This is a genomic window from Methylobacterium sp. 285MFTsu5.1 (genome assembly GCF_000383455.1).
Classification (GTDB): Bacteria; Pseudomonadota; Alphaproteobacteria; order Rhizobiales; family Beijerinckiaceae; genus Methylobacterium.
In genome coordinates this window covers 16,581-38,274 of the sequence record NZ_KB911280.1, presented here as the reverse complement: position 1 = coordinate 38,274, position 21,694 = coordinate 16,581, and the positions used below count along the sequence as shown (strand labels likewise).

24 protein-coding genes are annotated in these 21,694 nt (G+C 73.0%); 11 read left to right on the top strand and 13 right to left on the bottom strand.

From position 1 onward, the window contains the following. Positions 1–3 precede the first annotated feature (3 nt). Both H288_RS0117085 and H288_RS0117080 read right to left on the bottom strand, forming a co-directional pair. Complete coding sequence (locus H288_RS0117085) at positions 4–714, bottom strand: tetratricopeptide repeat protein (protein ID WP_020093797.1); 711 nt, start codon at positions 712–714, stop codon at positions 4–6. 128 nt (positions 715–842) lie between these two features. Next, positions 843–1,454 (bottom strand): NnrU family protein, encoded by a 612-nt coding sequence (locus H288_RS0117080; protein ID WP_020093796.1) that lies wholly within the window; start codon positions 1,452–1,454, stop codon positions 843–845. 117 nt (positions 1,455–1,571) lie between these two features. Between H288_RS0117080 and H288_RS0117075 the strand changes: the two genes are divergently transcribed. Next, complete coding sequence (locus tag H288_RS0117075) at positions 1,572–2,831, top strand: hypothetical protein (protein ID WP_020093795.1); 1,260 nt, start codon at positions 1,572–1,574, stop codon at positions 2,829–2,831. 77 nt (positions 2,832–2,908) lie between these two features. Here the strand turns inward: H288_RS0117075 and H288_RS0117070 are convergent, their stop codons facing one another. Beyond that, complete coding sequence (locus H288_RS0117070; RefSeq protein WP_020093794.1) at positions 2,909–3,130, bottom strand: hypothetical protein; 222 nt, start codon at positions 3,128–3,130, stop codon at positions 2,909–2,911. Between the two features lie 137 nt (positions 3,131–3,267). Here H288_RS0117070 and H288_RS0117065 point away from each other — a divergent pair, with 137 nt between their 5' ends. The 3 genes from H288_RS0117065 (at position 3,268) to H288_RS0117055 (ending at position 4,716) form a co-directional block, all read left to right on the top strand. Beyond that, positions 3,268–3,558 (top strand): hypothetical protein, encoded by a 291-nt coding sequence (locus H288_RS0117065; RefSeq protein ID WP_020093793.1) that lies wholly within the window; start codon positions 3,268–3,270, stop codon positions 3,556–3,558. Positions 3,559–3,606: 48 nt separating this feature from the next. Further along, on the top strand, positions 3,607–3,867 hold the full coding sequence (locus tag H288_RS0117060; protein WP_020093792.1) for a hypothetical protein: 261 nt from the start codon (positions 3,607–3,609) through the stop codon (positions 3,865–3,867). A gap of 72 nt (positions 3,868–3,939) precedes the next feature. Continuing rightward, complete coding sequence (locus H288_RS0117055) at positions 3,940–4,716, top strand: transglycosylase SLT domain-containing protein (RefSeq protein WP_026605022.1); 777 nt, start codon at positions 3,940–3,942, stop codon at positions 4,714–4,716. Positions 4,717–4,722: 6 nt separating this feature from the next. Here the strand turns inward: H288_RS0117055 and H288_RS0117050 are convergent, their stop codons facing one another. From H288_RS0117050 to H288_RS0117010, 9 genes are all read right to left on the bottom strand, one after another. Then, the gene (locus tag H288_RS0117050) at positions 4,723–5,391 is read right to left on the bottom strand and encodes an SOS response-associated peptidase (RefSeq protein ID WP_020093790.1); all 669 of its coding nucleotides are present in this window, start codon (positions 5,389–5,391) and stop codon (positions 4,723–4,725) included. 114 nt (positions 5,392–5,505) lie between these two features. Continuing rightward, a complete protein-coding gene (locus tag H288_RS0117045; protein ID WP_020093789.1) occupies positions 5,506–6,681 on the bottom strand; it encodes a zinc-dependent alcohol dehydrogenase in 1,176 nt (391 codons plus the stop codon). A gap of 185 nt (positions 6,682–6,866) precedes the next feature. Then, positions 6,867–8,108, bottom strand: a complete 1,242-nt coding sequence (locus H288_RS0117040; protein ID WP_020093788.1) for a cytochrome P450 — start codon at positions 8,106–8,108, stop codon at positions 6,867–6,869. Continuing rightward, positions 8,101–9,426 carry an FAD-dependent oxidoreductase gene (locus H288_RS0117035; RefSeq protein ID WP_020093787.1) on the bottom strand — a complete coding sequence of 442 codons (1,326 nt, stop codon included), beginning with the start codon at positions 9,424–9,426 and terminating at the stop codon, positions 8,101–8,103. Before H288_RS0117035 ends, H288_RS0117040 begins: the two co-directional genes overlap by 8 nt. After that, positions 9,423–9,659, bottom strand: a complete 237-nt coding sequence (locus tag H288_RS0117030) for a ferredoxin (RefSeq protein ID WP_020093786.1) — start codon at positions 9,657–9,659, stop codon at positions 9,423–9,425. The genes H288_RS0117035 and H288_RS0117030 overlap by 4 nt, the downstream gene beginning before the upstream one ends. After that, complete coding sequence (locus H288_RS0117025; protein WP_020093785.1) at positions 9,659–10,975, bottom strand: nucleotide disphospho-sugar-binding domain-containing protein; 1,317 nt, start codon at positions 10,973–10,975, stop codon at positions 9,659–9,661. The genes H288_RS0117030 and H288_RS0117025 overlap by 1 nt, the downstream gene beginning before the upstream one ends. A gap of 303 nt (positions 10,976–11,278) precedes the next feature. Further along, on the bottom strand, positions 11,279–11,911 hold the full coding sequence (locus H288_RS0117020) for a TPM domain-containing protein (RefSeq protein WP_026605021.1): 633 nt from the start codon (positions 11,909–11,911) through the stop codon (positions 11,279–11,281). Continuing rightward, complete coding sequence (locus H288_RS0117015) at positions 11,901–12,713, bottom strand: TPM domain-containing protein (RefSeq protein WP_020093783.1); 813 nt, start codon at positions 12,711–12,713, stop codon at positions 11,901–11,903. The genes H288_RS0117020 and H288_RS0117015 overlap by 11 nt, the downstream gene beginning before the upstream one ends. A 34-nt stretch (positions 12,714–12,747) precedes the next feature. Next, positions 12,748–13,383 carry a LemA family protein gene (locus H288_RS0117010; protein ID WP_020093782.1) on the bottom strand — a complete coding sequence of 212 codons (636 nt, stop codon included), beginning with the start codon at positions 13,381–13,383 and terminating at the stop codon, positions 12,748–12,750. A 218-nt stretch (positions 13,384–13,601) separates the two neighbouring features. Here H288_RS0117010 and H288_RS0117005 point away from each other — a divergent pair, with 218 nt between their 5' ends. From H288_RS0117005 to H288_RS0116970, 7 genes are all read left to right on the top strand, one after another. Continuing rightward, complete coding sequence (locus H288_RS0117005) at positions 13,602–13,976, top strand: hypothetical protein (protein ID WP_020093781.1); 375 nt, start codon at positions 13,602–13,604, stop codon at positions 13,974–13,976. 25 nt (positions 13,977–14,001) lie between these two features. Next, positions 14,002–14,922, top strand: a complete 921-nt coding sequence (locus H288_RS0117000) for a LysR substrate-binding domain-containing protein (protein WP_020093780.1) — start codon at positions 14,002–14,004, stop codon at positions 14,920–14,922. Positions 14,923–15,022: 100 nt separating this feature from the next. Then, a complete protein-coding gene (locus tag H288_RS0116995; protein ID WP_020093779.1) occupies positions 15,023–16,216 on the top strand; it encodes a CaiB/BaiF CoA-transferase family protein in 1,194 nt (397 codons plus the stop codon). After that, on the top strand, positions 16,213–17,139 hold the full coding sequence (locus tag H288_RS0116990) for a hydroxymethylglutaryl-CoA lyase (protein ID WP_020093778.1): 927 nt from the start codon (positions 16,213–16,215) through the stop codon (positions 17,137–17,139). Before H288_RS0116995 ends, H288_RS0116990 begins: the two co-directional genes overlap by 4 nt. Positions 17,140–17,478: 339 nt before the next feature. Then, on the top strand, positions 17,479–18,807 hold the full coding sequence (locus tag H288_RS0116985) for an MFS transporter (RefSeq protein WP_020093777.1): 1,329 nt from the start codon (positions 17,479–17,481) through the stop codon (positions 18,805–18,807). A gap of 477 nt (positions 18,808–19,284) precedes the next feature. After that, positions 19,285–19,692, top strand: a complete 408-nt coding sequence (locus H288_RS0116975) for a MucR family transcriptional regulator (protein WP_020093775.1) — start codon at positions 19,285–19,287, stop codon at positions 19,690–19,692. 3 nt (positions 19,693–19,695) lie between these two features. Next, positions 19,696–19,947: a hypothetical protein gene (locus tag H288_RS0116970; RefSeq protein WP_020093774.1), complete on the top strand. Its 252-nt coding sequence runs from the start codon at positions 19,696–19,698 to the stop codon at positions 19,945–19,947. Between the two features lie 89 nt (positions 19,948–20,036). On the opposite strand, the gene H288_RS0116965 is transcribed toward H288_RS0116970, so the two are convergent. Further along, a complete protein-coding gene (locus H288_RS0116965) occupies positions 20,037–21,665 on the bottom strand; it encodes an inorganic phosphate transporter (RefSeq protein ID WP_020093773.1) in 1,629 nt (542 codons plus the stop codon). Positions 21,666–21,694: the final 29 nt, after the last annotated feature.

Sequence of the window (21,694 nt, the reverse complement as noted above, 5' to 3'; positions counted from 1 at the left end):
AAATCAGCGCGTGATCGGCGGCGGCGGCGCGGCGGGCTCGGGCTTGGCCGCGGTCACCGTCACGGGGCCGCCCGCGACGATCGCCGCGTAGACCTCGATCCGCTCGCGCAGGTTCCGCGGCGTGTCGGGATCGGCCACGATCTGGTCGAACCAGCGGCTGGCGTCCTCGTAATCGCCCTTCTTCAGGGCGGCGAGGCCCAGCATCTCGCGGGCCGTGTGGCGGAACGGCGTCCCGGCGGCGAGGCCCTGGAGGTTGGCGAGCGCCGGATCCGGGTTCGCTCCGTCGAGGCGCAGCAGCGCGGCGCGCAGGCGCGCGAGGTCGCGCAGGCCGTCGCCGAGGCCGGTATCGTCGGCGAGCTTGTCGAACTCCGCGGCCCCGGCCGCCGGGTCGCGCTTGCCGGTCTCGGCCGCCGCCCGGAACCGGGCGAGCAGGCGGTAGCCCGCCGGGCCCTGCGCCTCGAGGGCGTCGAAGGCCTTGTCGGCCTCCGCGACCTTGCCGTCCTTGGCGAGGCGGTTGGCGTCGTCGAACTGCACCGAGGCCACCTCGGCCGCCGCGCGCTGCTGGGCCTGCCAGTAGCGCCAGCCCGCGACGCCCGCCACCAGCAGCACGGCGAGCGCGATGATCACGCCGCTGTAGCGCTTCCAGATCTGGAGGATCCGGTCGCGGCGGTAATCCTCGTCGACTTCGCGGAGGAACTCGTTGTTCTCGGCCATTCTATCCCGGCCCGCATGATCTCAGCGGGCCACCTCGTCGCGTTCGGGCCCCGCGCCTAACACACGGGCGCCGGGTTGGCGACAGGCCATGTCTCGGGGCCGCCTCGGGTGTCGTCTCGGGGGCCGGCTCAGGCCGGGGTACCCGGCCAGACCGGCACGCCGATCACCGGGTAGTGCAGGTAGCGGGCGAAGACGAACCATGCGGCCGTGCCGATCACCAGGGCCAGGACGTCGTTGCGCCAGCCCAGCGGGGCCGCCGCCGGACCGCCGTGCTGGGCCGCGACCGCCCCCGGGGCGAGGCCCCGGCGCTTGGCGCTGATCCGGGCGGTCACCGCCCAGGCAAGGAAGCCGCCGAACAGCAGCATCGAGCCGAGATCGCCGTTGGCGAGGAGGTGCGCCGTCGCCCAGATCTTCACGGCGAGCAGCATCGGGTGCTTGGCCTTGGCGCGGATATGGCCCGGCAGGTAGGCGGCCGCGAGGCACACGAAGGCGGCCCAGACCAGCGTCAGGGCGAGGTGGCGCGTCCAGACGGGCGGGTCCCAGACCGGGATATAGCCGGCGAGCCGGTAATCGTGGAAGCCGATCCCGATCAGCACGAGCCCGAGCAGCGACAGGGCGGTGTAGCCGAGCTTGTAGCGGCCCTCGCCGATCCGGCCGACGATCGCGGCGCGGCGGGTGCGGGCCATCGAGAAGGCGTGCGTGCCGAGGAACAGCACCAGCCCGAGGATCAGGAGAACCATGGATGACTTTCGGTCGGGCCGCGCGCGTCCGGTCGGCGGCAAGCACTCTGTAATGGTTCTCAAGCGAATCTCCGCCTGTTTGTCCAGGCGCGGCCGGGACGCAGCCGGGTGGCGATCATGGGTTGGGCGAACGGGATCGCCGGACGGACGCGCGCCGCGCGCCCAACCGGCTCCGGGACGGCGGCGCGCCGGATCCTGCCGACGCTTTCCCTGGCGCTCCCCCTGGCGCTATCCCTGGCGCTCCTCCCGCGCGTTGCCGCGGCCGCGCCCGAGCCGCCGCTCTCGGCGCTGACGCTGGTCGGGCCGCCCGCGCTCGTCTTCAAGGCGGGGCGCGACGCCTGCGACGGCGCCGACGTGCCCGACGCGCCGGCGCGCGCCTTCCGGGACGCGTCGGGCGCGGTGGCGCTCTACGGGATGCATTACCGCAACCGGGCGCTGCGCGGTCCCGACCTCGAGCATCTCAAGATCGACTGCGCGGTGGTGCTCGATTCGGGCGAGAAGCCCGATCCGGCCACCTACGACGACCGCTCCTGGATCACCGCCACCTGGACCGAGGACGGGAGCCGCGTGGCCGCGCTCCTCCACCACGAGTACCAGGCCAACGAGCATCCCGGCCGCTGCCCGGCGGCCAGCTACATGGCCTGCTGGTACAACACGATCACGGCCGCAGCCTCGACGGATGGCGGCCGCAGCTTCAAGCGCCAGAGCCCGCCTGTCGTGGTCGCCGGGGCGCCGTTCCGGCAGGAGGTCGACCAGGGCCGCCACCGCGGCTTCTTCAACCCGTCGAACATCGTCGCGGACGGGACGTGGCGGTACTTCCTCGCCTCGACCACCGGCTGGACCCGGCCCGGCAGCGATCAGGAGGCCGGGGTCTGCCTGTTCCGCAGCGACGACCCGGCCGACCCGGCCCGCTGGCGGGCCTGGACCGGCACCGGCTTCACCGCCGCCTTCCCGGACCCCTACCGCGCCGCCCGCCCGAACACGGCGACCTGCCGGCCGGTCGGGCCGTTCCCGGGCCCGGTCGGCGCCGTCGTCCGGCACCGCGGCACGGGCGCCTGGATCGCCGTGTTCATGGCCAAGGCGGGGGAGGGCTTTCCCCGGTCGGGCTTCTACTGGACCACCTCCCGCGACCTGATCGCCTGGGACAGCCCGCGCCTGCTGCTCGAGGGCGCGACCCTCTACGACGACCCGTGCGCGGCGACGGCGCCGCTCCTCGCCTACCCTTCGCTGCTCGACCCGGACGCGCGCGGCCGCAACTTCGACGACGTCGGCGACCGGGCGCTGCTGACCTACGCGAGCCTGCGCACGGAGGGCTGCACGATCACCTCCGACCGCGACCTGCTGCGCCGCCCGGTGGCGATCCGCGTCTGGCCCTGATCCCGCTCGACCGGCGCGGCCCCACCGCGCGACACCGTCCCGAGCCTCGGGCGCATCCCGTCATACCGGACGCGGCTCTACGGAGCGGGCCGGCCGAGCGCCACCGTGTAGGACGGGCCGGCCGCGACGGAGCGCCCCGGAAGGCCGATCCGCTGGCAGAGCACGGTGCCGAGGGTGACGCTCAGCATCAGCACGGTCGCGGAGAGCAGGAGCGTGGTCGCCCGGGCATAGGCGCGACCGGCATGGATCAGCAGGCAGCCGAACGCGAAGATCGCGACGGCCTGGAACAGGTGCTGCACGGGCGACGTCCTCTCTGGCGGCGGACGCGCGGTCCGGGCCGGCCGGGATCGAGTGCCATCGTCTCCGAGCGGCGTGAAAACGCGGTTAACGTCGGGTATAGCTGGCTCCGCAGTCGCCCGCTCGGAGAGGAATCCGCATGTCGCGTTCGAGGGTTCCGGAGGCGCAGAGCCGCCCCGACGGGACGGGGGTGATCCCGTCCCACGACACGGCGATCCTGGGATCGGGCGCCGTCGGCGCGGGGGCGATCGGGGCGTCGGCCCTGGGCGCGCTGGCCCTCGGGGCCGCGGCCCTCGGCGTCGTGGCGGTCGGCGCCTTCGCGATCGGCCGCCTCTCGGTGGGCCGCGCCCGGATCGGCACCCTGGAGGTCGGTTCGCTGGAGATCGACACGCTCACGGTGCGGTCGGTGCGGATGCCGGACCGCGACTGAGCCGCGGCGCCGGGGACCGGCGCCGGGAGGAATGCGAGGAGAGGAGCGATGACCGATCGGAAACCGCCCTTCCGGCCCGCGGACGCGGTCGACGCCCTCGGCGAGGTCGAGGGCGATTTCGTGCTGCCACTCTGCCTGCCCGGATCCAACCTGCTGATCGGCGAGGACCTCGCCATGCTGGTCCTCGACACGATCCACGGGCAGCGGGTCGGGCTGCCGCTGAGCCAGCAGGGCGCGGCCGACCTCCACGCGGTCCTGGGCGAGGCCCTGCGGCTGCTGCAGGCGCGGGACCGCGGCCCTATCCAGTAGGGCGCGCGCCGGCGAAAGGCTTCGTTGAGGCGGCCGGGATAGACAGGTCCCGGTTCCTCTCCGTGGCGGCCGATGCGCGCTCCGTTGCTTCTCCTGCTGCTGACCTGCGCCGCCCCCGCGCAGGCCCGGCCCGCCACCTTCCTGGCGGTGCACGCCGTCGGCATGGCAGCCCTGCCGCCGGTCCCGCCCGCGCCTGCGGCCGTGCCCGCACCCGCGCCCGCACCGGTCGCCGCCGACGCCCGCGCCCGCTACCTGCCGCTCATCGCCCGCGAGGCCGCCGGCACCGGCCTGCCCCTCGCGGTGGCCGACGCCGTCGCGCGGATCGAGAGCGGCTACGATCCCACCGTCGTCGGCAGCGTGGGCGAGGTCGGTCTGATGCAGGTCCGCCCGACCACCGCGGCGATGCTCGGCTTCCGCGGCACCGTCGCCGAACTGGCGTCGCCGGAGATCAACGTCCGCTACGGCGTCCGCTACCTCGCCGAGGCGTGGCGCCGGGCCGACGGCGACCTCTGCCGCGCCCTGATGAAGTACCGGGCCGGCCACGGTTCGGAGGCGATGTCGCCGCTGTCGCAGCTCTACTGCGCCCGCGCCCAGGCGATCCTCGGCAACCCGGAGGCGCGCGTCGTCCGGGCGAGCGCCCGCGCGGCCGCGCCGGACCGTCTCGCCGCGCGGCCGGCGGGCCCCGTCCACCGGACCCGCGTCGCCGCCGTCCCGGCGAAGCCGATGTCGTTCTGGGAGGCGCACCGGGCGCGCATCGCCCGGCTCAACGCCGCCGTGGTGTCGCGCTGGCGGGCCCGCGGCTGGTCGGCCGCGCCCGACGGGCCCTCCGGCGAGCCGGCCGGCGGCTAGCGCCCCTCACGCCTCGGCTTCGGCCTCCGGCCCGTCCGAGCGCGCGCCGCGGGCGACCTCGCGCATCGCCGCGTCGGGAAGCGGCCGCTGGAGCCGGAGCGCCTCCGCGGTCGGCGCCTCCAGCCACGTCGCCCATTCCTCCGGCTTCGTGAGCAGGACCGGCATGGCCTTGGGATGGACCGGCCCGACGACGCCGTTCGCCTCGGTGGTCAGGAAGGCGAAGAGCCGGTGCTCCGCGGCGACCCGGTCGGGGTTCTCGCGCTTCGTGCCGCGCACGCCGGTCCAGGGCCGCCAGATCCCCGCGAAGGCGAAGAGCGGCCGGTCCTCGTCCAGGGCGAACCAGACCGGCGTCTTGCGCGGCTTGGTGTCGGCGTACTCGCTGAAGGCGGTGACCGGCACGAGGCAGCGGTGGGCGACGCCGAGCCAGGGCCGCCAGTGCGGGCTCGCGGCGTTGCGCACGTTGGTGATCGGGTGCTCGCCGAACGCCTTCGGGCCGGGCATGCCCCAGCGCATCATCGCGAGGTCGCGGCCGGTCGCGCCGTTCAGGACCACAGGCGCCAGCTGGTCGGGAAAGATAGCCGGCAACAGCGGGAGGTTTCCGGTGCGATCCTCCGCGATCTCGAAGGCCCGGCGCAAGTCCGCCGGGCCGGTTCGCAGGCTGTAGAGATTGCACATGGACACCCCGCGTGGTCGGTGAGCGCGTTGCCGGCTCTACACGCTTTCGGGACGCCGCGCCCAGCCCGGCGGAGAGGGGCGTCCCGGCCGATCGCCGACCGGGACGCCGCCGCCTCAGTTCAGGTGGAACACCACCTTCACGCAGCCGTCCTTCTTGTCGCGGAAGGTCTTGTAGAGGTCCGGGCCCTCCGCGAGATCCTGCGAGCGGTGGGTGATCAAGGAGGTCATGTCGATCTTGCCCTCTTGGATCAGCTTGGTCAGCGGCTCGAGGTAGCGCTTCACGTGCGTCTGGCCGCTCTTGAGGGTCAGGCCCTTCTGGACGATCGCCCCCATGTTGACCGGAATCGGGCCGCCGTAGACGCCCGGCACCGAGACGATCCCGCAGGGGCGGACCGCGTTGATGGCCTCGGCCAGCGCGTAGGGGCGCTCGGTGGCGGTGAGCTTCTCCTGCACCGTCGACAGCATGCCGGTGAGGCCGCCGTGGCCGGCGCTCGCCTCCATGCCGACGCAGTCGATCACGCCGTCGGCGCCCTGGCCCTTGGTGATCTCCTTGATCCGCTCGAACACGTCCTCGTTCATGAAGTCGATGACGTCGGTGGCACCGGCCTTCTTGGCCAGGGCGATCCGCTCGGGCACGGTCTCGATGGCGATGATCCGCTCGGCCCCCATGATCTTCGCGGACTGGATCGCGAAGATGCCGACCGGGCCGGTGCCCCAGACCGCGATCGTCTCGCCGCCCCGGATCTCGCAGTGCTCGGCGCCCTGCCAGCCGGTGGGCAGGATGTCGGTGAGGAACAGGACGGATTCGTCGTCCATGCCGTCCGGCACCTTCATGGGGGCGACGTCCGCCATGGGCACGCGCACGTACTCGGCCTGGCCACCCGCGTAGCCGCCGGTGAGGTGCGAGTAGCCGAACAGGCCGGCCGTCGTGTAGCCGAACTGCGCGGCCGCCATCTCGGCGTTGCGGTTCGACCGCTCGCAGACCGAGAAGTTGCCGAGCTTACACTGCCGGCATGCACCGCAATTGATGTTGAAGGGCACCACGATCCGGTCGCCCTTCTTGAACTTGGTGAAGCCCTGTCCGACCTCGACGACTTCGCCCATGAATTCGTGGCCGAGGACGTCGCCGCTCTTCATGGTCGGCATCAGGCCGTCCATCAGGTGCAGGTCCGAGCCGCAGATCGCGCAGCTCGTCACCTTGATGATGACGTCGCGGGAATCCTCGATGACCGGATCCGGGACCGTGTCGCAGCGGATGTCGTTGCGGCCGTGCCAGCACAATGCCTTCATGGCGTCGTCTCTCCGGAAGCTCTCGGGATTGCGGCCGTCTCGGCCGCTCTCCCGTAAAGCCCGCCTCGGCACGGCCAAGTTCCGGCGTCGCCGTCCGGGCGACCGCGGCGAAGGGGTTTACGAATGTTTCACGTGAAACAGCCCCGTTCACCGTCGCTTTACGACTCGCGCCGGCCCGGTCCGGATCAGGCGATCCCGTCGATGCCGATGCCGAGCTGCTCGGGCCCCCGGAGCGACGCGCCCGGCCGGTAGGGCGGCGGATCGACCGCGAGCCGCGGGGCGACGAGGCGGCGGCTCAGCGCCACCAGGGCGATCTCGGCCTCGAGCCGCGCCAGGGGCGCGCCGACGCAGTAGTGCAGGCCCCCGCCGAAGCCGAAATGCTCGATGTCGCCCCGGTCGGGATCGAAGCGGTCTGGCTCCGCGAACCGGTCGGGATCCCGGTTCGCGGCGGCGAACATCAGGATGACGGGTGCCCCCTTGGGGATCATCTCGCCGGCCACCGCGATCGCGCCGAGGGCCTTGCGGGTCCGGAAGTGCACCGGCGGCTCGTAGCGCAGGACCTCCTCGATCAGCCGCGGCGCGCGCTCCGGATCGGCCCGGAGCCGCTCCAGCTCCTCGGGGTGCCGGAGCAGGGTCAGCATGGCGTTGGTGATGAGGTTCACGGTGGTCTCGTGACCGGCGACCAGCAGCAGGACCGCCGTCGACAGGAGGTCGAAGTCGCTCATCTGCTTCCGGCCGTCCGGACCGGGGGCGGCGAGGCCGCTCAGCATGTCGTCGGCCGGGCGCCGCCGTTTCTCGCGGATGAGGTCGCGCATGTAGGCGGCGATCTCGTCGAAGGCGCCGACGATCTGGCGCCGGGTCGCGTCGTCGTGGCGCGCGTCCGGCTCGACGGCCGTGGCGAGCTGCGTCGCCCAGGCCTGGAACCGCGGCTCGTCCTCGCGTGGCACGCCGAGCAGCTCGCAGATCACCGTCACCGGCAGCGGGTAGGAGAGGTCGCTCACGAGACAGACCTCCCGCCGGTCCCGGCAGGCGTCGATCAGGCCGTCCACCTCCCGGGCGATCCGCGGCCGCAGCGCCTGAACCCGCGCGATCGAGAATTCCCGCATCACCAGGCTGCGCAGCCGGTCGTGGTCCGGGGGATCGCGGAAGATGAACGGGCGGTGCGTGGCGCTGATGCGGTTCTTGATCGGGTTGAGGATCAGGTCCTTGAGCGGATTGCCAGTGCGGGGCCGCCGAGGCGGTGGCAGATCCTCGGAGCTGAGCCGCGGGTCGAACAGCAGGCTGCGGATCGCCGCGTGCGTGGAGACGACGTAGCTGCCGTCGCGCTGGCGGGAGACCGGCTGCTGCCGCAACCGTCGATAGAGCGGGTACGGGTCGGCCCGGTTGGCCGGATCCATCACGGCGGCGAACAGCGCGTCGTCAGACATGGACGGCCTCGGTGGAAGGCGGCGCCGGGGCGGCGCGGCGCGGCGTCGGGAAGCCCGGGGCCGCCATCTCGACGCGCGGCCGGTCGGTGGCGTCGGTGATCGGCGGGAACGGGTCGCCGGCCGTGATCGCCTCCGCGTAGGCCGGCAGCCAGCGCGCCTGATCGAACGAGACGGCCGCGATGCTGCGCCCGGCGCGTCCGTAGACGGCGAGGAAGCGGCGGGACGCCCGCGACCCCTGCACCACCGCGACGGAATCGGCGCCGTCGGGGAGGCCGACCAGCTTTATGTTGATCCCGAACTGGCTCGACCAGAAGGCCGGCAGGTGGCCGTAGGGGCGCTGCTCGCCGGGGCCGGCCAGCATGTTGCGCGCGGCGTGGGCGGCCTGCTCGACGGCGTTGCCCCAGTGCTCCACGGCGATCAGCCGATTGCCGTAGAGCGGGATCGGCCACCGAGCGACGTCGCCCGCGGCGTAGATGTCCGGGCAGGGCACCCCGTCGGCGTCGAGGACCCGGCAGGCGGCGTCGCAGGTCACGCCGCCGGCATCGGCGCGCAGGCCCGCGCCCCGCAGCCAGCCCGTCGCCCGGGTCGCCCCAAGGGCGGCGATGACGAGGTTGGTCTCGACGGTGCTGCCGTCCGCCAGCCGGGCCCGGGCGACGTGCCCCGCCGCGTCGCCCTCGAACGCCCGCACCATCGTGCCGGGGTGGAACGTGGCGCCGGATTCGCGCAAACGCTCGGCGATCACGCCGCCGACGAAGGTCCCGAGACCCCGGGCCAGGGGCGCGGCGTTCGGGTCGATCAGGGTCACGGGCAGGCCGAGGTCGCGCAGGCAGGAGGCCGCCTCGCAACCGATCAGGCCGCCGCCGACGATGAGCACCTGCCGCGGGCGCGCCAGCAGGGCGTCCCGCAGGGCGGCCGCGTCGTCGCGCCCGCGCAGGGTGAAGATGCCGGCGAGCCCGCCGCCGGTCTCGGCCGGCCAGGGCCGGGCCTCGGCGCCGGTGGCGATGAGCAGGGCCTCGTAGGCCAGCGCCGACCCGTCGGCGAGCCGGAGCGTGCGGGCTGCCCGGTCGAGGGCGACGGCCGGGCTCCCGAGACGCCAGCGGGCGCGCAGATCCGCCAGTTCCGGCAGCCGGGTCGCGTCGGCGGCGAGTTCCCCGGCGAGCACGTGCTTCGACAGGGGCGGCCGGTCGTAGGGCCGGTACGGCTCGGCGCCGACCAGCGTGAGCGGGCCGTCGTACCCGCCCCGCCGCAGCGTCTCGGCGCCGCGCAGGCCGGCGAGGGAGGCGCCGACCACGACGATGCCGGCGGGTTCGGGGGTCACGGCGCGTCTCCGTCGTCCGGGCCGGCCTGGAGGCTGATGGCGCGGACCGGGCAGGCCTGCACGGCCCGCTCGATGGCGCCGCGGCGATCGGCCGGCGGCGCGGGATCGTAGAACAGGATCTCGTGGCCGCGGATCGCGAAGGCGTCCGGCGCGGCGTAGCAGCACTGGGCGTAGCCCTGGCAGCGGTTGAGATCCACGACGACCCGGAGCGCCGCGGTGTCGGAGGCCGGCATCACGCCGACCTCGCCAGCCGGCGCGCGGTCCCGGCATCGGTCCCGGCGCGCGCGAGATCGTCCAGAGCCGTCAGGATCGACGCCATGGCGTCCCGGGCCGCGAAGGCGTCCCGCAGCGCCCCGGCGCGCGCCCGGAAGTCGGGCTCGCCGAGCACCCGCGCCACCGCGGCGCCGACCGCCTCCGGGGCCGGCGCGTTGGTCCCGAGGTTGATCCCGACGCCGGACCAGCCGATGCGCGCGTTCACCTCCGCCTTGTCCTCGGTCAGGCCGGCCGACACGATCGGCACGCCGGCGGCGAGCGCCTGCGAGACGCTGCCGTAGCCGCCGTTGGTCACCAGCACGCTCACCCGCGGCAGCAATTCGCGGAACGGCAGGAAGCACGACACCCGGGCGTTGGCCGGGACCGGAACCTTCAGCGCGTCCACCGGGCGGCCGCCGGTGGTGGCCAGGACCAGCAGATCGTCCCGGTCGGCCAGGGCGGTCAGTGTCGGCTCGACCAGCTCGCCGAAATCCGCGTTGGCCAGTGTGCCCTGGGTGACCAGCACGACGGGCCGGCCCGCCGCGTTCGCCGCCTCCAGATCGGGCCACCAGTCCGGGAGCGGCGCGGGCGGCGTCGGCGGATCGAGCAGGCCGATGAAGCGCAGGCCGGGCGGCAGGGTGCCGTACTCGTACTCGAAGCCCGGCACGGTCGGCTGCAGGAACAGGTCCGGCAGGACCACGATCGAGTGGGGCAGGGACGCCGGCAGGGGCGGCAGGCCGAGCGCGGCGAGCTTCGCGTCCGTGTAGGCCCGCACCGGGTTGACGAAGGCCGCGTCCATGCCGGCCTTCAGGGTCGCGTAGCGGACGAGATCGTCCCGGTCGCGGGCCGGCGGCAGGCCGAGGCCCACGGGCGCGTGGTCGGGCCGGTCGAGGAACAGGATGCTGACGTTGACGGTCACGATCGGCGGCCGCGGCGCGCTGTCGAGCAGCAGCGGCAGCGCGCCCAGGAACATGCTGCCGGCCAGGATCACGTCGGGCGCCTCGGCCGCGATCAGCGCCCGCAGGGCGGCGGCCTGGACCGGCATCGGATCCACGAACCGCCGCTCGAACTCGCGGCGGTAGCGCTCCGGGCCGGCCGGCAGCTCGGTCTCGCGGTACTCGGCCGCGTGGTTGTCCGCGTAGGGCGTGAAGCGCAGGCCCGCCGCCTCGACCTTCGGCCGGAAGGCCGGGTCGGTGAGCACGAGGACGTCGTCCCCCCGGGCCGCCACCGTCCGACCGATGGCGAGGAGCGGGTTCACGTGGCCGGTGAGCGGCGTCGCGGCGATCAGGATCTTCATCACGGCCTCCTCGAGCGCCCCCGGTCGGGCCGGCGTCGCTCCTGCTCGGGTGCCGGCGCCTTCACGCGCGGGTGCCCCGTGGCCCCCGGCGCGCCGGACTCACAGGGGAAATCGCGGCCGGTCCAGCGCAGTTACACAACCCCAAGGTGCTTGGTGCGGCGCCGCACCATGGCATCCGGTTGAAGTCCGACGCAATATCGGAGTGTCACAGGCCACAGCGATCGTGCGGCCTGCCGGATTTCGGCGCCTCCACCGTTCGGATGACGCGTCACGGACGCCCGACCGCGACGGCCGGCGGCGCCGTCAGTCGACCACGACGACCCGGTTCGGCAGCTCGTCGGGATCGCCCGGGCCCGCGGGGAGATGCTCCGCCAGGCAGGCCCCGACGCGCGCGACCGCCGCCGTCAGGCCGTCCTCGATCGCGCCGCGCCCGAGCGCCGGTATGAGCTCGGCGAGGATCCCGTCCCAGGCGGAGGGCGGGATCTCCCGCAGGACGCCGAGATCGGTGACGATCTCGGCGTGCCGCTCGGCGAGCGACAGGTAGAGCAGGATGCCGGTGCGCCGGCGCGTCAGGCTCAGGCCGCGCGACCAGAAGGCCCGCCGGGCCGCCTCCCGGGCGCGGGCGCGGCGCAGACGGCGCGGCACCAGGGCCATGCGCAGCCGCTCGTTCTGGCTCGCCGCGAGGATCGCCGTCACGAGGGCTGCCTGCGCCAGCAGGATCGACGCGGCGCTCCAGGCCGTCAGGGCGATCAGCGGCCAGGGCAGGACCAGCGCCGCGACGAGGGCGGTGAGCAGCACGATCGAGCGGTAGGCGCCGGCGCGTCGGCTCACCATCACGACGATCTCGCCGGAGGTCCCGGCCTCCGCGCGCCCGACCGCCTGGGCGAGCCGCTCCCGCGCTTCCGGAGTCAGGACAGCCGCGCGTCTACCAGTCACCGGAGGCCCCTCCGCCGCCCGACGAGCCGCCGCCGCCGGAAAATCCACCGTCGAAACCGCCCGAGGAGCCGCCCGACCCGCCGTCCGAGAAGCCGCCGCCCCACCCGCCCGAGCCGGGGCCCGGCAGGATGACGAGGCCGCCGGGTCCCGACCGGCCGCCCCGGCTCATGCGCCACGCGACGAACACCACGATCAGGAGCAGGACGACGAAGACCGCCACCTGGGCGGGATCGACCTCGTCGGACCGCACCTGCGGCTTGCGCTGCCAGTCCTGCGCGTCGCCGGCCAGGATCGACAGGATGCCGTCGACGCCGGCGTCGAGGCCGCCGAAATAGTCGCCGGTCTTGAAGCGCGGCGTGATGGCGCCGGCGATGATCACCTTGGACAGGGCGTCGGTCAGCGCCCCCTCCAGGCCGTAGCCGACCTCGATCCGGACCTTCCGCTCGCTCGGGGCCACCAGCAGCAGGACGCCGTTGTTGGTCTTGGCCTGCCCGAGTTTCCAGTCCCGGAACAGGCGGTTGGCGTAGTCCTCGACGGTCGTGCCCTGCAGGTTCGGCACCGTGGCGACGACCACTTGGTCCGAGGTCTTGTCCTCGTGCGCCTTCAGCTTGGCCTCGAGGGTGCCGCGCTGCTCCGGCGTCAGGATGCCGGCCGCGTCGACGACGCGGCCGGTCAGCGCCGGGAAGGTCAGCTCGGCCGCCAGCGCCCCGAGCGCGAAGACCGTCAGGCAGGCCGCCAGGACGGCGAGCGACAGGGCGAGCCGCACCCGGTCGGGCAGGATCCCGCCCCGGGTCCGGGTCATGGTCGGTCCTACGCGCCGCCCCACGCGCCGCATCCTAGAACTTCACGTTCGGCGGCCGGTCGGCGTTCGGCGTCGCCGTGAAGGTCTCCATCGGCTTGGCGTCGGGGTACAGCACGGCCGCGATCCAGCGGCCCGGGATCGTGCGCACCTCGGTGTTGTAGGCCTGCACGGCCGTGATGTAGTCGCGCCGCGCCACCGCGATGCGGTTCTCGGTGCCCTCCAGCTGGGATTGCAGGGCGAGGAAGTTCTGGTTCGACTTGAGGTCGGGATACCGCTCCACCGTCACCAGCAGGCGTCCGAGCGCGCCCGAGAGCTGGTTCTGGGCGTCCTGGTACTCCTTGAACTTCTGCGGATCGCTGACCGTGGAGGCGTCGACCTTCACGCTGGACGCCTTGGCGCGCGCCTCGGTGACGCCGATCAGCACGTCCTTCTCCTGCTGCGCGTAGCCCTTCACGGTCTCGACGAGGTTGGGGATCAGGTCGGCCCGCCGCTGGTACTGGTTCTGCACCTCGCTCCACGCGGATTTGGCCTGCTCCTGCAGCGTCGGCACCCGGTTGACCGCCCCGCAGCCGGAGAGACCCGCGGCCACCAGGATCACCGAGAGCACGCCGAGGAGGCGCGCCGCGGGCGATGTCCGGCGCACCGCGCCGGCCGTCAGCGTCGTTCCCATATCGTCCCCCATCTGCCGGCCGAGACTCGGCCGCTTGATCACGAGCCCGAGAGATAAGGGCCGGAACCGCCAAGGTAAGGCCCTCGCCCGACGGGTCTTGAAGGTTTGTGGCGCGGCCCGCTAAGGGCGTCGGCAACGGACCGGGCCGGCGCACGTTCGGACCCTCGAGCCGATGGTCCGGCCGAGGACCGATCGGCGCGGCGCCGCGGAGGCCGGGAATGGATGCAGCACTCGCCGACGATGTCAGGGCCGCCAGCGCCGACGCGCGGCGCCACGCCCGGGCGTACCGGGCGCCGTCCGGCAAGGACGCGCTGCCCTGGTCGGTCATCGCGACGTTCGACGCCCGGGTCCGGGGCCACCTCGCCCGCGATCCGCGGATCGAGGACGAGCGCGACCGCGTCCTGATCGCCGCCGTGAAGCTCGCAGAGACGCCGGTCGAGGAGGGGGACGAGAGCGTCGCCGCGGCGCGCGCCCACCTCGTCGACGCGATCGACTACCTGGAGCAGGCTGTGCTGCGCTTCGGCCTCGTCAACCGGGAGGGGGCCAAGGCCGGTCTCGGCACCTACGGCCAGCCGGTCGGATCCCGCGACTGACGGCGCGCCCGGACCGAGCCGCCGGATGTCCGCCGACCTGCCCGCGGCCGCGACCCTGAGCCGCCTCGACCTGAAGACGCTCCGGCTGTTCGCGGCCATCTGCGCGGAGGGGACCCTGAACGGCGCGGCCCGCCGGGCGGCGATCGCGCCCTCGGCGGTGAGCAAGCGCCTCGCCGAGCTGGAGCACGCGCTGGGCTGCACGCTGCTCACCCGCGAGCCGCGCGGCATGCGGCTCACCCCGGCGGGCGAGACCCTGCTGCACCACACCCGGCGGATGCTGGCGAGCGCCGAGCAGATCGCCCTGGAACTCGCCGAGCACGCCCGGGGCGTGCGCGGCTTCGTGCGGGTGCTCGCCAACCTCTCGGCCATCGTGGAGTTCCTGCCCGAGGACCTGCAGGCGTTCCTGGCGGCGCAGGACGGGATCCGGGTCGACCTGGAGGAGCGGCCGAGCGGAGGCGTCGTCGCCGGCGTCGAGGAGGGCTTCGCCGATCTCGGCCTCTGCGCGGGCAACACCGACACCCGCAGCCTCACCGCCTACCCGTACCGGAGCGACCGCCTCGTCCTGGTGATGCCGGCCGGACATCCCCTGAGCGGCCGCGGCGCCGTCGCGCTGGCCGACACCCTCGACTACGACCATGTCGGGCTGCACGCGGAGAGCTCGATCTACGCCGCCCTGCGCGACGAGGCCCGGCGCCTCGGCCGGCCCCTGCGGTTGCGCATGCACGTCCCGAGCTTCGACGCGATCTGCCGCATGGCGCAGGTCGGGCTCGGCCTCGGGACCGTGCCGGAGCGCGTCTACGCCCTGCTCGGCCCCCCGATGCGGCTCGGCGCGGTGCCGCTCACCGATCCCTGGGCCGTGCGCACGCTGCGCCTCGTCGTCCGCCCGGGCGCCCTGTCGCCCGCGGCCGCCCTCCTGCTGGAGCATCTCCGGGAGGCCGGGCGCTGAGCCCGCGTTCTCCGTCGGCGAACGCAGGGTGGTGCATGGCGTTTGGACTTGGCTACCGGAAGAGCCCTATCTCCGGGGCAACAAACGATGGAGGAAAGCCGTGTCCGGTCCGCTCAGCGGTATCCGCGTTCTCGAGCTCGGTCAGCTGATCGCCGCGCCCTTCGCGACGCGGCTGATGGCCGAGTTCGGCGCCGAGGTCATCAAGGTCGAGCCCCCGGGTGAGGGCGATCCCCTCCGGAAGTGGCGCAAGATGCACGAGGGCACCTCGCTCTGGTGGTACCTGCAGTCGCGCAACAAGAAGTCGATCGCCGTCAATCTGAAGTCGCCCGAGGGGCTCGACATCGTCAAGCAGCTCGCCGCGAGCGCCGACGTGGTGGTCGAGAACTTCCGTCCCGGCGGCCTGGAGAAGCTCGGCCTCGGCTGGGACGTGCTCTCCGCCCTCAACCCGAAGCTCGTGATGGTCCGGATCTCGGGCTACGGCCAGACCGGCCCCTACCGCGACCGGCCCGGCTTCGGCGCCATCGGCGAGTCGATGGGCGGCATCCGCTTCACCACCGGCAGCCCGGAGGCCCCGCCGGCCCGGGTCGGCGTCAGCATCGGCGACACCCTTGCCTCGCTCCACGGCGTCATCGGCGCGCTGATGGCCCTGCTGCGGGTCAAGACCGGGCAGGGCGCGGGCCAGGTCATCGACGTCTCGCTCGTCGAGAGCGTGTTCAACGTCATGGAGAGCCTCGTCCCGGAATACGACCTGCTGGGCGAGGTCCGCACCCGCACCGGCGGCGCCCTGCCGGGCATCACCCCGTCGAACACCTACCCGACGCGGGACGGCGGCTACGTGGTCATCGCCGGCAACAGCGACCCGATCTTCCGCCGCCTGATGACGGCGATCGGCCGGCCCGACCTCGCGGACGACCCGGCGCTGCGCAACAACGAGGGACGCTCCAGGCAATCCGCCATGCTGGACGGCACCATCGCCGACTGGTCGAAGACGCAGACGGTCGAGGAGGCGCTCGCCGCCCTCGACGCCGCCGACGTGCCGGCCGGCCGCATCTACTCGGTGGCCGACATCGTGGCCGACCCGCATTATCAGGCGCGCGACATGATCCTGCAGGCGGAGCTGCCCGGCGGGACCGCGGTGAAGATGCCCGGCATCGTCCCGAAGCTCTCCGACACGCCCGGCGAGGTCCGCTGGCAGGGGCCGGCCCTCGGCGCCCACACCGATTCCGTGCTCGCCGAGCTCGGTCTCGACCCGGCGCGCATCGCCGCGCTGCGCGAGAAGGGAGCCGTGGCATGAGCGGCGACGCGCTGATCGTCCAGGAGGTCGCGACCCGCGACGGCTTCCAGATCGAGCCGGTCTTCGTGCCGACGGCGGAGAAGATCCGCCTGATCGACGCCCTGGCGGCGGCCGGCTTCAGCCGGATCGAGGTCTCGTCCTTCGTCTCGCCGAAGGCGGTGCCGGCGCTCGCCGACGCGGCCGAGGTCTTCTCCGGGATCCGGCGCCGGTCCGGGACCGTCTACGTCGCCCTGGTGCCGAACCCGAAGGGCGCCGAGCGGGCGCTCGCCGCCAGGGTCGACGAGATCAACCTCGTCGCCTCGGTGAGTGAGACCCACAACCGCGCCAACATGGGCATGAGCCCGGCCGACTCGATCGCCGGCTTCGCGCGGATCATGGATTCGGTGCGCGGCGCCCCACTCAGCACCAACGCCACGGTGGCGACCGCCTTCGGCTGCCCGTTCGAGGGCGACCAGCCGGCCGACAGGGTCGTCGCGCAGGTGGAGCGCTACCTGTCGCTGGGCGTCGACGGGGTGACGCTGGCCGACACGACCGGCATGGCCAATCCCCGGCAGGTGAGCCGCCTCGTCGCGCGGGTCCTGCCCCTGGTCGGTCCCGGGCGCCTGACGCTCCACTTCCACAACACGCGCGGCCTCGGCCTCGCCAACGTGCTGGCGGCCTACGACGCGGGCGCCCGGCGCTTCGATGCGGCGCTCGGCGGCCTGGGCGGCTGCCCGTTCGCGCCCGGTGCCACCGGCAACATCTGCACCGAGGATCTCGTCAGCATGGCCCACGAGATGGGCCTGCCGACAGGCCTCGACCTCCCGGCGCTGATCGGCCTGTCGCGGGACCTGCCGCGCCTCGTCGGCCACGACGTGCCCGGCCAAGTCGCCAAGGCTGGACGGCCCTGCGACCTGCATCCGGCCCCCGCCCGGGCGGCCTGAGCCGGAGACGGGGAGGGGCGGGCTCACAATGGCCGGCCCCACGCGTTGGACGCGACGCGCTCCCTCTCCCGTTCGGGAGAGGGTCGGGGTGAGGGATGAGAACTCTCCGGATGCGGCACACCGTCGACGCGCCGGCAGGACGCTTCTCATCCAGACAGACCTGATCCCTCACCCTGTCCCTCTCCCGCACGGGAGAGGGTACCCGCGCCTCGTCCGGCGAAGGCGGCGTCGCCGTCGTGTGCCGTGAGCTGCGCCCGAACCTGACTTCGCGGGAAGCCGCCCGCCCGAAGGCGGCACCGCCCACGACACGTCCCTCAAGAACACACCACGGAGGAAACCATGACTGCAGCCCTGTCCGGGTCGCCGGCCGCCGCCGAGGCCGGCGCGGTGACGGAGACCGGCGTCGTCCACAAGGTCGCGTGGCGGCTCATGCCGCTGATCATGATCTGCTACATGTTCGCGTTCTTCGACCGCATCAACATCAGCTTCGCCAAGTTCCAGCTCCAGAGCGACCTCGGCTTCAGCAACGTCGCCTACGGGCTCGGCGCGAGCATGTTCGTCGTCGGTTACGTGATCTTCGAGGTGCCCTCGAACCTGTTCCTCTACCGGGTCGGGGCGCGGCGCTGGATCGCCCGGATCATGATCTCCTGGGGCATCGCCACCGCGCTGATGATCTTCATCCGCAGCGAGTGGCACTTCTACGCCCTGCGCTTCCTGATCGGCGCCATGGAGGCGGGCTTCGCGCCGGGCATCCTCTATTACCTGACCATCTGGTTCCCGGCCTCGCATCGCGGCCGCATCACCTCGTTCATGTTCGTGGCCTCGGCCTTCTCGGGGATCTTCGGGGCGCCGGTGGCGGGCCTGATCCTCGGCGGCCTCAACGGCGTCGGCGGCCTCGCCGGCTGGCAATGGCTGTTCCTGGCCGGCGGCCTGCCCTGCCTCGTGCTCGGAATGCTCGTGCTGACGCGCCTCGATGACCGGATCGCCGATGCCCGCTGGCTGTCCGAGCCCGAGAAGGCGCTCCTGTCGAGCCGGATCGCACACCACAACCGGGACATCGGCGACCACTCGCTGATCGGGGCGATCAAGCAGCCCGGCTTCCTGATGATCGCGCTGATCTACTTCCTGCTCCAGATCGGCTCGTACGGTCTGAACTTCTGGGGGCCGGACCTGATCAAGACCGCGAGCGGCGGCCAGGCGGCCTCGGTGGGCTTCCTGACGGCGATCCCCTACATCTGCGGGGCGATCAGCATGGTGGTGATCGGGCGCCTGTCCGACGCCTCGGGCGAGCGGCCGAAATTCGTCGCGGGCCTCGCCATCGCGGCGGCGCTCGGCTTCTTCGGCGCCGGCCTGTTCGACAAGCACATCGTGCCGCTGATGTTCGCCCTGGCGCTGCTGGGGGCCGGCATCGTCGCCTCGATCCCGACCTTCTGGACCCTGCCGGCCAAGCTCGTCACCGGCGTCGGCGCGGCGGGCGGGATCGCGCTGATCAACACGCTCGGGCAGTTCGGTGGCATCGTCAGCCCCGTGATGGTCGGCTGGGTGAAGGATCTCACCGGCTCGACGACGCCCGCCCTTTACGGGATCGGGGTGCTCTGCCTCGTCGCCGCCGGGCTCGCGCTCTTCGCCATGCCGGCGAGCCTGCGCCGGAGCGACCGCGCGGCGTGAGACGGCCCGCCGCCCCGGCGCGGCCGGGGCGGCGGGCCGCGGCTGGCCCCGGAGCGGGGCGAGACGGGCGTGGCCGCACGCTGCGCGGGCGGGATCGGTCAGGCGCGCGACCGCCGCGACCGAGCGGTCCCGGATCGGCGCCGGGGGCCCCCGAGGTTGCGCGCCGCCAGGATCGGCCGATGCCGACATCCGGTTCAGTCGCCGATCTCAGCGGCCGAAATCAGTGAACGTATCAGTAACCATGGCGGGAATGCCGCCGGTTGCGCGGTGGAGCAAAAAACCTCGCGCTGCCGGACAAACCGCCGGCCGCTCATATTGTATATTATCTGCAACCTCAAGAAACGGAGTGAAATCAACTTGAGGTAGAAATCCCTCGGCTGGCCCGTCGTCTCGGTTTCGTCCCGCAAAGCCCGCGCGAGCGGGCCCACCGGAGACGGGGCACGAGGATCGGGACGCCCTCCAACAGCGATGTCTCAGATGGACCACCTCACCGACCACCGTTCAACCTTCATGCTGGAGAAGGTCGGCGCGATCGTCGCGGCCTACGTCTCGCGCAACGCGATCGAGGTCACGGCACTGCCGGCGCTGATCGACCAAGTGCACACGGCGATCGCGGTGCTCCGCTGCGCGCCGTCGGAGTTCGGCGGGGTCGGGCTGAGCCAGTCGCAGGTCGATGCCTCGATCCAGCAGGACGGCCTGATCAGCTTCATCGACGGCCGGTCCTACCAGACTCTGAAGCGCCACCTCACCGCGCACGGCCTCACCCCCGAGCGGTACCGGGCGAAGTACGGCCTGCCGGCCGACTACCCGATGGTGGCCCCGGGCTACGCCGCGCGGCGCTCGGAGATCGCCCGGGCGATCCAGCTCGGCCACAAGGCGGCCTGAGCGATGGCGCCCGACGCTTCCGCGGATCCGGCCCGGGACCGCGCGCCGGTACCGGGGGCGGCGCGCACGAGCGACGCCCTGAGCCGCATCGCCGGCATCCTCGACGTGCCGGTGGCGAGCTTCTACCCGGATGCCGACCGGCCCGACGCGGCCATGACCCAGGCGGCCGACCTCGTCTCGGCCTTCGTGGCGATCGACAGTCCGGCGGCGCGCCGGACCTGCCTGGCCTTCGTGCGGGCGATGGCGAGTTCCTGAAGCGCCGTGGCGCGCTGCGGGAGGCCGGAGACCGGGTCACTTCGTCGGGGGGCGGAGCGCGGTCTCCGGCCCGTCCGGCCGGACCCGCGTCAGAACACGTGGCGCAGGAGGTAGAAGAGAGCGGCCGCGAGGGTGATCGCCGCCGGCAGGGTCAGGATCCAGGCGAGCGCCATGTTGCGCACCGTGGACATCTGGAGGCCCGAGCCGTTGGCCGCCATCGTGCCGGCGACGCCCGACGACAGGATGTGGGTGGTCGAGACCGGCAGGCCGTAGAGCTCGGCCAGCCCGATCGTGCCGGCGGCGACGATCTCGGCCGACGCGCCCTGCGCGTAGGTCAGGTGGGTCTTGCCGATCTTCTCGCCCACCGTGACGACGATGCGCTTCCATCCGACCATGGTGCCGAGACCCAGCGCCAGGGCGACGCAGACCTTGACCCAGCCCGGGATGTAGCGCGTGCCGTCGTTGAGCAGGCCCGCGTAGCGCTTCAGGTCGGCCTTGTCGGCTTCCGAGAAGTCCGCCCCGGCGCCCGGCAGGACGCGCACCGCGTCGGCGGCGAGGTACATGTCGCTGCGCAGGTTCTGGGTCTGGGCGGCCGGCACCGTGCGGATCGCGCCGTAATTCTTCACGCTGGCGGCGATGTCGTTCGAGAGCGCCGCCAGCGCCGCGTAGACGGGCGGCGTGTTCAGCGCCTTGGTCTTGAGCGCCTCCGTCACGGTCCGGCGCGCGGCCGCGGCGTCCGGCACCGCGGCGCCGGGGGCGCGGGCGGAGAACACCGCGCTCGCCGCCGTCGAGGCCTGCACGAAGGCGGGCGTCGTGTCGTCCGCCATGGTGCGGTTGAGCGCGTAGGCGGTGGGGGCGGCGCCGATCAGGATCAGCATGATCAGGCCCATGCCCTTCTGCCCGTCATTGCCGCCGTGGAAGAACGAGACCAGCGTGCAGGTGAGGATCAGCAGGCCGCGGATCCACGGGGGCGGCGGCGCCTCGCCCGCGGGCGCCTCGTAGAGGTCCCTGCGGCGGACCGTGACCTTCAGGGCGAGCAGCAGCAGCGCCGCGAGCACGAAGCCGCAGACCGGCGAGAACAGCAGCGCCTTGAACACGTTGAGCGCCTGGGTCCAGTCGACGCCCGCGGTGCCGTCGCCGCCGTTCATCAGCTGGTTGGCGAGGCCGACGCCGAGCACCGAGCCGATCAGCGCGTGGGACGACGAGTTCGGCAGCCCGAACGCCCAGGTCCCGAGGTTCCAGATGATGGCCGCCAGCAGCAGCGCGAAGATCATCGCGTAGCCCGCGTGCGAGCCGACGTTGAGGATCAGCTCGACCGGCAGCAGCGTGACGATCGCGTAGGCCACGGCGCCCGAGGACAGCATCACGCCGAGGAAGTTGAACACGCCCGACCAGATCACCGCGACGAGCGGCGGCATCGAGTGCGTGTAGATCACCGTGGCGACCGCGTTGGCGGTGTCGTGGAAGCCGTTCACGAACTCGAAGGCGAGGGCGATCAGCAGGGCGAGGCCGAGCAGCGCGAAGGCGCCGTAGGCCAGGGGCGCTTCCCCGACCGCGTTCATGTCCGCGATGAGGCTCAGCACCGCGTAGCCCAGGCCCGCCACGAGGACGAGCAGGAACGCCACCACCCCGCCGAGATGCATCCCGTGGTCGAGGCGCGGGCCGCCCGCCTTCCGGCCTCCCGCCGCCCCCGACGGCATCACGGCGGTATCGGACATGAACCCTCGCGCGGAATCTTTCGTGGTGA

Bases quoted from the DNA above. Each gene is read 5' to 3' on its own strand.
- H288_RS0117085 (WP_020093797.1), bottom strand. From the start codon at position 714: ATGGCCGAGAACAACGAGTTCCTCCGCGAAGTCGACGAGGATTACCGC.
- H288_RS0117080 (WP_020093796.1), bottom strand. From the start codon at position 1,454: ATGGTTCTCCTGATCCTCGGGCTGGTGCTGTTCCTCGGCACGCACGCC.
- H288_RS0117075 (WP_020093795.1), top strand. From the start codon at position 1,572: ATGGGTTGGGCGAACGGGATCGCCGGACGGACGCGCGCCGCGCGCCCA.
- H288_RS0117065 (WP_020093793.1), top strand. From the start codon at position 3,268: ATGTCGCGTTCGAGGGTTCCGGAGGCGCAGAGCCGCCCCGACGGGACG.
- H288_RS0117060 (WP_020093792.1), top strand. From the start codon at position 3,607: ATGACCGATCGGAAACCGCCCTTCCGGCCCGCGGACGCGGTCGACGCC.
- H288_RS0117055 (WP_026605022.1), top strand. From the start codon at position 3,940: ATGCGCGCTCCGTTGCTTCTCCTGCTGCTGACCTGCGCCGCCCCCGCG.
- H288_RS0117050 (WP_020093790.1), bottom strand. From the start codon at position 5,391: ATGTGCAATCTCTACAGCCTGCGAACCGGCCCGGCGGACTTGCGCCGG.
- H288_RS0117045 (WP_020093789.1), bottom strand. From the start codon at position 6,681: ATGAAGGCATTGTGCTGGCACGGCCGCAACGACATCCGCTGCGACACG.
- H288_RS0117040 (WP_020093788.1), bottom strand. From the start codon at position 8,108: ATGTCTGACGACGCGCTGTTCGCCGCCGTGATGGATCCGGCCAACCGG.
- H288_RS0117030 (WP_020093786.1), bottom strand. From the start codon at position 9,659: ATGCCGGCCTCCGACACCGCGGCGCTCCGGGTCGTCGTGGATCTCAAC.
- H288_RS0117025 (WP_020093785.1), bottom strand. From the start codon at position 10,975: ATGAAGATCCTGATCGCCGCGACGCCGCTCACCGGCCACGTGAACCCG.
- H288_RS0117015 (WP_020093783.1), bottom strand. From the start codon at position 12,713: ATGACCCGGACCCGGGGCGGGATCCTGCCCGACCGGGTGCGGCTCGCC.
- H288_RS0117010 (WP_020093782.1), bottom strand. From the start codon at position 13,383: ATGGGAACGACGCTGACGGCCGGCGCGGTGCGCCGGACATCGCCCGCG.
- H288_RS0117005 (WP_020093781.1), top strand. From the start codon at position 13,602: ATGGATGCAGCACTCGCCGACGATGTCAGGGCCGCCAGCGCCGACGCG.
- H288_RS0117000 (WP_020093780.1), top strand. From the start codon at position 14,002: ATGTCCGCCGACCTGCCCGCGGCCGCGACCCTGAGCCGCCTCGACCTG.
- H288_RS0116990 (WP_020093778.1), top strand. From the start codon at position 16,213: ATGAGCGGCGACGCGCTGATCGTCCAGGAGGTCGCGACCCGCGACGGC.
- H288_RS0116985 (WP_020093777.1), top strand. From the start codon at position 17,479: ATGACTGCAGCCCTGTCCGGGTCGCCGGCCGCCGCCGAGGCCGGCGCG.
- H288_RS0116975 (WP_020093775.1), top strand. From the start codon at position 19,285: ATGGACCACCTCACCGACCACCGTTCAACCTTCATGCTGGAGAAGGTC.
- H288_RS0116970 (WP_020093774.1), top strand. From the start codon at position 19,696: ATGGCGCCCGACGCTTCCGCGGATCCGGCCCGGGACCGCGCGCCGGTA.
- H288_RS0116965 (WP_020093773.1), bottom strand. From the start codon at position 21,665: ATGTCCGATACCGCCGTGATGCCGTCGGGGGCGGCGGGAGGCCGGAAG.